This window comes from Sphingobium sp. DC-2 (genome assembly GCF_000722555.1).
Taxonomy (GTDB): Bacteria; Pseudomonadota; Alphaproteobacteria; order Sphingomonadales; family Sphingomonadaceae; genus Sphingobium; species Sphingobium quisquiliarum.
On the sequence record NZ_JNAC01000041.1, the window covers coordinates 35,970 to 44,975 of the forward strand.

At 62.4% G+C, this 9,006-nt stretch carries 9 protein-coding genes; 8 read left to right on the forward strand and 1 reads right to left on the reverse strand.

The window, feature by feature from the left end; genetic code table 11:
- The first annotated feature begins 60 nt into the window (after positions 1 to 60).
- The 7 genes from ET21_RS26520 to ET21_RS0108565 all read left to right on the forward strand — a co-directional run bounded on the left by ET21_RS26520 (position 61) and on the right by ET21_RS0108565 (position 7,177).
- Positions 61 to 726, forward strand: coding sequence for a TetR/AcrR family transcriptional regulator (locus ET21_RS26520; protein WP_030539335.1), 666 nt, complete (start codon positions 61 to 63; stop codon positions 724 to 726).
- 242 nt (positions 727 to 968) lie between these two features.
- Positions 969 to 1,691 carry an acetoacetyl-CoA reductase gene (gene phbB / locus ET21_RS0108540; RefSeq protein WP_030539336.1) on the forward strand — a complete coding sequence of 241 codons (723 nt, stop codon included), beginning with the start codon at positions 969 to 971 and terminating at the stop codon, positions 1,689 to 1,691.
- 63 nt (positions 1,692 to 1,754) lie between these two features.
- Entirely contained in the window at positions 1,755 to 3,515 is a 1,761-nt protein-coding gene (locus tag ET21_RS0108545) for an alpha/beta hydrolase (protein ID WP_030539337.1), read from the forward strand.
- Between the two features lie 3 nt (positions 3,516 to 3,518).
- Complete coding sequence (locus ET21_RS0108550) at positions 3,519 to 4,931, forward strand: bifunctional enoyl-CoA hydratase/phosphate acetyltransferase (RefSeq protein ID WP_030539338.1); 1,413 nt, start codon at positions 3,519 to 3,521, stop codon at positions 4,929 to 4,931.
- The gene (locus tag ET21_RS0108555; protein WP_030539339.1) at positions 4,928 to 6,127 is read left to right on the forward strand and encodes an acetate/propionate family kinase; all 1,200 of its coding nucleotides are present in this window, start codon (positions 4,928 to 4,930) and stop codon (positions 6,125 to 6,127) included. Before ET21_RS0108550 ends, ET21_RS0108555 begins: the two co-directional genes overlap by 4 nt.
- Positions 6,124 to 6,273, forward strand: a complete 150-nt coding sequence (locus tag ET21_RS27015) for an SDR family oxidoreductase (protein WP_237751524.1) — start codon at positions 6,124 to 6,126, stop codon at positions 6,271 to 6,273. The genes ET21_RS0108555 and ET21_RS27015 overlap by 4 nt, the downstream gene beginning before the upstream one ends.
- Before the next feature lie 145 nt (positions 6,274 to 6,418).
- On the forward strand, positions 6,419 to 7,177 hold the full coding sequence (locus tag ET21_RS0108565) for a MipA/OmpV family protein (protein ID WP_051768070.1): 759 nt from the start codon (positions 6,419 to 6,421) through the stop codon (positions 7,175 to 7,177).
- A 164-nt stretch (positions 7,178 to 7,341) separates the two neighbouring features.
- Here ET21_RS0108565 and ET21_RS0108570 read toward each other — a convergent pair whose 3' ends face one another.
- Positions 7,342 to 8,388, reverse strand: coding sequence for a choice-of-anchor A family protein (locus ET21_RS0108570; protein ID WP_030539341.1), 1,047 nt, complete (start codon positions 8,386 to 8,388; stop codon positions 7,342 to 7,344).
- Positions 8,389 to 8,763: 375 nt separating this feature from the next.
- Here ET21_RS0108570 and ET21_RS27615 point away from each other — a divergent pair, with 375 nt between their 5' ends.
- Positions 8,764 to 8,940 (forward strand): hypothetical protein, encoded by a 177-nt coding sequence (locus ET21_RS27615; protein ID WP_156029055.1) that lies wholly within the window; start codon positions 8,764 to 8,766, stop codon positions 8,938 to 8,940.
- Positions 8,941 to 9,006 lie beyond the last annotated feature (66 nt).

Consider the following 9,006-nt stretch of genomic DNA (forward strand, 5'->3'; position numbering starts at 1 on the left):
CATTACACTATTATGGAATGCGGGAGATGGCGTTAAAAAAAGGAGGGGAAGCTGACGATCATGGAGAGTGGCACGGCTAATAATGGCGCCAACGCACAGAAGTCGCGCGGTGGCCGTCCTCGCCAGGAGGTCGCGACGCGTCTTGCGAGCCACATTCTCGATGTCGCGCTTGAGCAGTTTCTCGCCCGCGGCGTTGAACGTGTCAGCATGGACGAGATTGCCGCACGGGCCGGAACCACCAAACGCACGCTCTATTCACGCTATGGATCGAAAACCGGCCTGCTCGTGGCGGTCGTCCAATGGGGGATAGCAATGCACATGCGGCCAGTCGCCGGGGCGATACCGCAGGGGACGGTGCGCGAGCGCCTTGTCCACGTGGCGCGGCGCATGCTGGATTTATCCCTGAAACCCGAAATCATCGGCCTTGAACAACTGGCCAGGCAGGCGGCGGCACAGGACATCGAGATTCCGGGTGGCCGGCTCACATTGTCTTCGCAGACGGGAGTGGAACTGATTCAGGGCATCCTGGATGAAGGAAGCGCGGCGGGGAGCGTCCACGTCACCGATACGCACTTCGCTGCTGCGTTCCTGCTGGACGCGCTCGTGATCGTTCCTCGAGCCCGCATCCTCTGGAAGCAATTCGAGAATAAGCCCAGGACGAAAATGGAATATATGGAGCGCACGCTTGATCTTCTGGCTTCAGGCATGCCGTTCTTGAGCCCCTGAGGCGAAGCGAAAGGAGGCATGGCATCCGTCCGCTGCCCGCCCACCTTTTTGGGCAGCTGCGACATCGCTTGAACTCGCGGTCATCACGCGGCAATATAATACTATCAGTATAGTTACGGATGGTGCCCGTTCTTCCGCGCTGTCAACCAGCAGGCTGTCGAGGCAGCCCCGACGATTGGGCTGGCTCCGAACGGAGAGGATACTGGCGAGGCCTTGCGGCAAGTGAAGGAGGAAGGCTCTCCATGTCCCGTATCGCGTTCATCACCGGCGGCGTCAGTGGCATCGGCGCAGCGACGGCCAAGCTGTTAAAGGCATCGGGCTATACCGTTGCAGTCAACTTTTTCGGCAACGACGAGGAAGCGCGGCGCTTCATCGCGGAGACCGGCATTCCGGCATATGACTGGAACGTCGCGGATTTCGCGGCATGCCAGGAAGGGGTCGCGAAAGTCGCCGCCGACATCGGCCCGATCGAAATTCTCGTCAACAATGCCGGAATCACGCAGGATTCGACGCTGCATAAGATGACCGAGGCGCAATGGCGCAACGTGATCGACGTCGACCTCGGCGGATGCTTCAATATGAGCCGCGCGGTGATCGAGGGGATGCGCGAGCGCCGCTTCGGGCGGATCGTCAATGTCAGTTCCGTCAACGCCCTGTCCGGACAGTTCGGACAGACGAACTATGCTGCCGCCAAGGCCGGGATGATCGGTTTTACCAAGGCATTGGCGCTCGAAGGCGCAACGCGCAACATCACCGCCAACGCCGTCGCACCGGGCTACACCAACACCGGCATGGTCGCCGCGGTGCCTGGGGATGCGGTGAAGGCGGTGCTGGCGGCGGTGCCTATGGGGCGGCTGGGCACGCCTGATGAAATCGCGCGCGGGGTGCTGTTCCTTGTCGCGGACGAGTCCGGTTTCATCTCGGGCGAGACGCTCTCGATCAACGGCGCGAAATACATGGCCTGAGGCGGAAGGGCTTCGGGTCGTCGGTATGTGAGTTCGTGCAACATAGGCGTGGCGGACAGGAGGTTGACCGTGGATGATGTGACAAGCCGGACGCCGGACCCGCTGGACGGTATAGCCGAAACGCTGGACCGGGCGGCCAGCGCCGCGATCGCCCAACTCACTTCGGGCATATCGCCGGTAACAATGATGCAGTCCTGGTTCGACTGGGGACTGCACCTCGCCTGCGCGCCGGGCAAGCAGCTCCAGCTCGGGGCGAAGGCGGCACGCAAATATGCACGGCTGGCCGATTATGCCGTCCATCGATCCCTGTCCGAGGATTGCCCGCCAGCGATAACGCCCTTGCCTCAGGACCGTCGCTTTTCCGACCCGGCCTGGCAAAAGCCGCCTTTCGACATCATCGCTCAAGCATTTCTGCTGAACCAGCAATGGTGGCACGCCGCCACGACCGGCCTCCGCGGCGTGACCAGGCATCATGAAGGGGTGATCGAGTTCACAGTACGCCAGTTGCTCGACGTGGCCGCGCCGACCAACTTCTTCGCGACCAATCCCGTCCTGCAACAGCGGATATTCGAAACGGGCGGCAAATGCCTCATCGACGGCATGCGCAACCTGCTGGAAGATATGCAGCGAGCCGTGCGCGGCGTGCCCCCGGCCGGCGCGGAGGATTATCAGGTGGGCGGCAATGTCGCCGTCACACCCGGCAAGATCGTCTATCGCAACCGACTGATGGAACTGATCCAATATGCGCCGACGACCGACAAGGTCCGGCCTGAGCCGGTGCTGATCGTGCCGGCCTGGATCATGAAATATTATATTCTCGATCTTTCGCCGGAAAATTCGCTGGTCCGCTGGTTGAGAGACCAGGGCTTCACGGTATTCATGATCTCCTGGCACAATCCGGGAAGCGCCGATCGCGATCTCGACATGGAAGCCTATAGGCGGCTTGGCCCTGCGGCGGCGCTCGACGCGGTGTCGGCGATCACCGGTGCGACGCAGATTCACAGCGTCGGTTACTGCCTTGGCGGCACGCTCCTTTCGATCGCGGCGGCGGCGATGGCGCGCGCGGGCGACGACAAGCTGGCGAGCGTCACCCTGTTCGCGGCGCAGACCGAATTTTCCGAACCGGGGGAATTGGGGCTGTTCATCGACGAGGCGCAGCTCAATCTGCTGGAGAACATGATGTGGAGCCGGGGCTATCTCGATAGCAGCCAGATGGGCGGCGCGTTCCAGATCCTGCGCTCGAACGATCTCGTCTGGTCGCGTCTGCTCACCACCTATCTGATGGGTGAGCGCGAGCCGATGAACGACCTCATGGCCTGGAATGCCGATGGTACGCGCATGCCCTATGCGATGCACAGCCAATATCTGCGCACCCTGTTCCTGGACGACGATCTGGCCGAGGGCCGCTATCGGGTCGATGGCCGCACCATTAGCCTTTCGGGCCTGCGCAAGCCGATGTTCGTCGTCGGAACGGAGCGCGATCATGTCGCGCCATGGCGTTCGGTGCATAAGATTCACTGGCTGACCGGCGCGGAGATCTGTTTCGTGCTCACCAGTGGCGGGCACAATGCCGGCATTGTCTCCGAACCGGGGCATCCGCGCCGTAGCTACCATATCCTGACACGCGAGACGGACGGCATGGCGCTCGACCCGGACGAATGGCTGAGCCATGCCGAAAAGCGGGAGGGAAGCTGGTGGATCGCCTGGGGCGAATGGCTTGCCGCCCACTCGGGCGATCCTGTCTCACCGCCGTCCATGGGCGCGCCCGACAAGGGATACACACCCATCGCCGATGCGCCGGGCCATTATGTGCTGGAGCATTGAGCGATGGCGGATGAAGCGATGCTTGAAAACCGCACCTTCGACGAAATCGCCATTGGTGACAGCGCCAGCCTTTCGCGTACGCTCGGCCAGCGGGACATCCAGCTCTTTGCGCTGGCTTCCGGTGACGTCAATCCGGCGCATCTGGACCCCGATTTCGCGGCGTCGGACATGTTCCACCGGGTCATTGCGCACGGCTTATGGGGCGGGGGCCTTATTTCGGCTGTGCTGGGCACACAGCTTCCGGGGCCCGGCACCATCTATCTTGACCAGAGCCTCCGCTTCCTCCGGCCGGTCGGTCTTGGAGACACGATCACCGCGCGGGTGACCGTGAAGGAAAAGAAGCCCGATCATCGCATCGTCATCCTCGACTGCCGTTGCACCAACCAGAAGGGCGAAGAGGTGATTGCGGGCGACGCGGTGGTGAAAGCGCCGGTCGAGAAGGTCCGGCGGCCAGCCGTTGCGCTGCCTGACATACTGCTTTCCGACCATGACGGCTATCATCGGCTCCTGAAAGCGGCCCAGGGTGGCGATCCGATCCCCACGGCCATCGCGCATCCGTCCAGCGCCGCGGCGATCATGGCGGTCGTGGAGGCGGTCGAGGCCGGATTGATCGCTCCCATTCTCGTCGGGCCCGAACCGCGCATCCGCAGCGCCGCTCAGGAGGCCGGCGCGGATATTTCCGCCCTTCGTATCGTGCCCGCGCCGCATAGCCATGCCGCCGCAGCGCAGGCGGTCGCGCTGATTCGATCGGGTGAAGCGCGGCTGCTGATGAAGGGCTCGCTCCACACCGACGAATTGATGGGCGCGGTGGTCGCGCGGGAGACAGGGCTGAGGACCGAACGACGGGTCAGCCACGCCTATCTCATGGACGTGCCCGGCCATCCCGCCCCGCTGATCATCACCGACGCAGCGATCAACATCGCGCCGGGGCTGAAGGAAAAAGCGGATATTATCCGCAACGCCATCGACCTGGCGCATGTCATCGGCATCGAATGCCCGCGCGTCGCCATTCTCTCGGCGGTCGAGACGATCAATCCCTCGATCGCCTCCACGCTCGATGCCGCCGCGCTGTGCAAGATGGCGGATCGTGGCCAGATCGCGGGCGGCCTGCTCGACGGCCCGCTCGCGTTCGACAATGCCATCAGCGAAGCCGCCGCCAGGGAAAAGGGCATTGTGTCACCCGTCGCGGGCAAGGCCGAAATCCTCGTCGTGCCCAATCTGGAAGCCGGGAACATGCTCGCCAAGCAGCTGACTTTCCTGGGCGGTGCCGACGCGGCGGGCATCGTGCTGGGCGCGCGCGTGCCGATCATCCTGACGAGCCGGGCGGACAGTCTGCGCACGCGGCTTGCCTCCTGCGCGGTTGCCACACTTCTGGCGCGTGCGGGCACCAGGGCGGCGCCGGGGTTGCCGGCATGAGCCGTGCGATCGTCAGCCTCAATTCCGGCTCATCCAGCATCAAGTTCGGCCTTTATGCATTGGAACCCGGCGGCCCCGTTCACAAGGCCGGCGGCAAGCTGGAGGGCATCGGCACCGCCCCGCGCCTCATGATACGGGACGATGACGGCACCGTACTGATCCAGCGCGACTGGCCCGGCGGAGCTTCGCTGACGCATGAGCAGTTGCTGGACGTCCTTTACGACTGGGCCGACACGCATTTGACCGGATATGAGATTGCGGCGGTGGGACACCGGGTGGTCCATGGCGGGCGCAAATTCCGGCACCCCGTGCGGGTCGATGCCGCGCTGCTCTCCGAACTTGAGGCGTTCTGTTCGCTTGCGCCGCTCCACCAGCCGCACAACCTGGCCGCCATTCGCGAGATCGCGCGCAAATCGCCCGGTTTGCTGCAAGTCGCCTGTTTCGACACGGCCTTTCACCATGACATGCCTGAAGTCGCCGCCCGCATGGCGTTGCCGCGTGCCTATGCCGAACGGGGATTTCGGCGCTATGGCTTCCATGGCCTGTCCTACGAATATATCGCGCGCAAGCTGGCCGAACTGGCCCCGGCGCTGGCGCGCGGGCGTGTGATCGCGGCGCATCTGGGCAATGGCGCCAGCATGTGCGCCATGCGGGAAGGCCGCAGCATCGACACCACCATGGGCTTCACCGCGCTCGACGGCCTGATGATGGGAACGCGCAGCGGGTCGCTCGATCCCGGCGTCATCGTGCACCTCCAGCTTCAGGAAGGCATGAGCGCGCAGGACGTCGAATCCCTGCTCTATCGCCAGTCGGGCCTGCTGGGCGTATCGGGCGTGTCCAGCGACATGCGCGCGCTGCACGACAGCAAGGATCCCCATGCCCGCGAAGCGATCGAACTTTTCGTCTGGCGGGCCGCACGTCATGCAGGCGCGTTGATGAGCGCTTTGGAAGGGCTGGACGGCCTGGTCTTCACAGCAGGGATTGGTGAGAACGATCCCCGCATCCGTGCCGCGATTTGCGAACGGCTCGCCTGGGCTGGCGTTGTCCTCGACGCTCAGGCCAACGCCAGCAACGCGCCGGTCATCAGTTCCCCGGACAGTCGTATCGCTGTCCGGGTGATCCCGACCGACGAGGAACGCATGATCGCGCTTCACACATCCGCCATTTTGGAAAATCGGGAAGGAGAAGCGGCGTGAAACCGCTGGTGGATCTTTCGGGCAAACGTGGGCTCGTCATCGGCATTGCCAATGACCACAGCATCGCGGCGGGATGCGCCCGTGCCTTTCGCCAGTGCGGCGCGCGCATTGCCGCGACCTATCTTAATGAGAAGGCGAAGGCGTAGGTGGAGCCGGTCACGACCGCCTTGGGCGCCATCATACCCTGATGGGATCCGTAACGCTATCCGGCGTCCAGAGAAGCAAGCTTCCGAAAAAGCCGGCACCGGCGGCTGTCGGTGCCGATCTCAGAAACAAAAAAGGAATATGTACATGAAAATCATGGCTCATGGCTGGACACTCGCCCTCACATTGCTCGTTGGCGGCCTCGGAAGCATGACGGCTCAGGCGCAGGATGGCGATCATGTAACGCTGGGCGTGGGCGTCGCGGCTGTACCGGAATTTGAAGGCTCCAAGGGCTATCGGGTCCTCCCAATTCCACTGCTTGACGTGCGGGCCGGCCAGTTTTTCGCCAGCCTCGGAGACGGCATCGGCGTTCATGTCGTCGACACGCCGACGTTGAAGCTTGGCGGCAGCGTCACTTACGTTCGGGGCTATCGACGCCGCGACGTGCCAGAAGGTATCGACAGGTTGTCCGATGCGGCAGGCGCTCGCCTCTTCACGTCCCTCCGATTGGGAGGCGCGATCGCCACCGTAGGAGCAACGCGCGTGATCGGTGGCGGAACCCGCGGCACCATCGCGGATGCGCGGCTATCCTATCCCGTTCAGACCGCGGAACGGGTCACGATCATCCCGACGCTCGCCACCAGTTGGGCCGATGACAAGCATATGCGCCGCTACTTTGGAGTGACGCCCTCGGAAGCGGCGGCATCGGGCTTTGCCGCTTATCGTCCGTCGGGCGGTTTCAAGGACGTGTCCGCTATCGTTACCGCCAATTACCGTCTTGCCGGCGGCCTCAATATCGCTGGATCGGCGGGAGTCACACGGCTGTTCGACAAGGCGGCCGACAGCCCCTTCGTCGAGCGCCGCTGGCAACCGGCCGGATTCGTCGGCATCGCCTATAGCTTTTGAGATCAAGCACGCATCCGAGGACACTCAAGGTGAAATGCTCCAGGAAGCGTACTTCGCAAATGCGATCACAACATTACACGACCTCGCAAGCCTGCATCCAGCGACGGGACCCCGTCAAACGCCGTCCTTCTACTTGCCTGCGCCAATCACATAGCGCTCCCTTATCATCCGCGAATGAGGCGGAGGCTGCGGCGGCGAGCGAGCAGCAAGCCACCAGCGCCCAGGGCAAAAAGTGCCCAGGCCGGACCCTCAGGGACTGGCGTCCCGCCCGAACTTCCCCCTGGCGGCGTAGCAGGCGGATTGTAGTTGCCCGCATAGGTGCCCAGATGCATTTCGCCATCCTGGACAAGACTTCCGAATACGGCTGATCCCTGGATATAGTTGCTGGTATGCGCCGACGCCCAGGGAGCGAGAACCGAGCCGCCCCAGCTGGTCGTCAGATCCAAAGCCTGCGCATCCGCGAAATTCCAGATGAGATGCTCGCCTAGCCCTGCGGTGCCGCCCAGAAAGTTGTCGTTGAGGTTGATCGTTGCCCCGCTGACATTGACGATCGCCGTGTCCGCGCCGTTCAGGTTGAAGGCGATCTCTCCTATGGAATTGAGATCCGCCGCGCTGATCGAAAAGACCGCGAGCCCGTCCGCATTGGGAGTAGCGTTGAAGGTTGCGCGGTTGCCGGTGATATCCACCTGGCTGTTGGCCGAAAGGCCGTTCAGCGTAGCCGACAATTCCTTCATACTGCCGGCGATCGTGCTCCCTTGTGCAGCCAGAGCGCTCGCAAATCCAGGATCGGACGCGGCAAGGCCGGACTGAACGACATTCTGATTGACATTGGTGTTGGCAATCGAGCCGCCGACCTTGACCGTTTGCGACGGGCCGTTGAGATTGAACCCGCTCTCGACATTGCCGCCGACGACAGCGCCCGAACCATTGTTCAGGTTCTTGATACCGCCGGTCACGTTGCCGACGACAGTAAGGCCCGGTTGTCCGTTCGGCGAGGTGCTCGGTGTCCCGATCTGATAATTGGATGAAGTGCCGGTCAGATCGCCGCCGACAAAGGTTCGCCCTTCGACCTCCGAAGAGGATTTCAGATCGCCCAGCACGATCAGGTTCCACTCACGCAGGGCATCTGTCCCTGAAACCGGCGATGCGAACGCCGCCGAGGCGGCAAGTGCGGAGCCCGCAACCGCGAGCAAAATGCGATATCTCTTCATATCCGCCTCTATACACGACCGTTGCCATTGCCGAAGGATCAAAGATGGTTAATGGAAACCTGTCCCAAGTCGACACAATAATTGCGAGGGATATGGCGTGGAGCCAGGAATGCCTGCAAACACAACCAACTAAGCCGCTGGTGGGAGACGTCCGGCCGTTTGCTGCCCTGCCAGGTCTGAAGAGGCGAGGGCTACAAAGGTGCCATCGGAGCAGATGCGCGACCTCATTGAAGCAATTGAAGACGGCAGATACTCTCATGTCCGCTGTCCAGAACTCATAATATCGCGAGAACGATAAATATTGGGTGGTAATTATCCAAGTTTTCTTTCGTTCTCACATTTGTGTGCTTCCGGGTGGTATCTTGAATTGACCCGTTGAACGATGCGTTCAGCCAAATTGACCCTGATCGGCAGACCGGCATCTATCCGGCGCCAGGTATTGTAGCTGATCCCGAAGCTTTCCTGCAACTTCTCGTCGGTTCGGCCGGGGCAATTGGCGCGCATATGGTCGACGATATAGCCTGGCAGGCAGATCATGCGCTGGGTCAATGACTTTCTCCCATTTCCGCCTCCACCATGTCGGATGCCAGTTCCAGGCCGGCGCGGCCATGGGCGGGT

Excerpts from the sequence above, each read along its gene's own strand:
- ET21_RS26520 (WP_030539335.1), top strand. The coding sequence starts at position 61 with ATGGAGAGTGGCACGGCTAATAATGGCGCCAACGCACAGAAGTCGCGC.
- phbB (WP_030539336.1), top strand. The coding sequence starts at position 969 with ATGTCCCGTATCGCGTTCATCACCGGCGGCGTCAGTGGCATCGGCGCA.
- ET21_RS0108550 (WP_030539338.1), top strand. The coding sequence starts at position 3,519 with ATGGCGGATGAAGCGATGCTTGAAAACCGCACCTTCGACGAAATCGCC.
- ET21_RS0108555 (WP_030539339.1), top strand. The coding sequence starts at position 4,928 with ATGAGCCGTGCGATCGTCAGCCTCAATTCCGGCTCATCCAGCATCAAG.
- ET21_RS0108565 (WP_051768070.1), top strand. The coding sequence starts at position 6,419 with ATGAAAATCATGGCTCATGGCTGGACACTCGCCCTCACATTGCTCGTT.
- ET21_RS0108570 (WP_030539341.1), bottom strand. The coding sequence starts at position 8,388 with ATGAAGAGATATCGCATTTTGCTCGCGGTTGCGGGCTCCGCACTTGCC.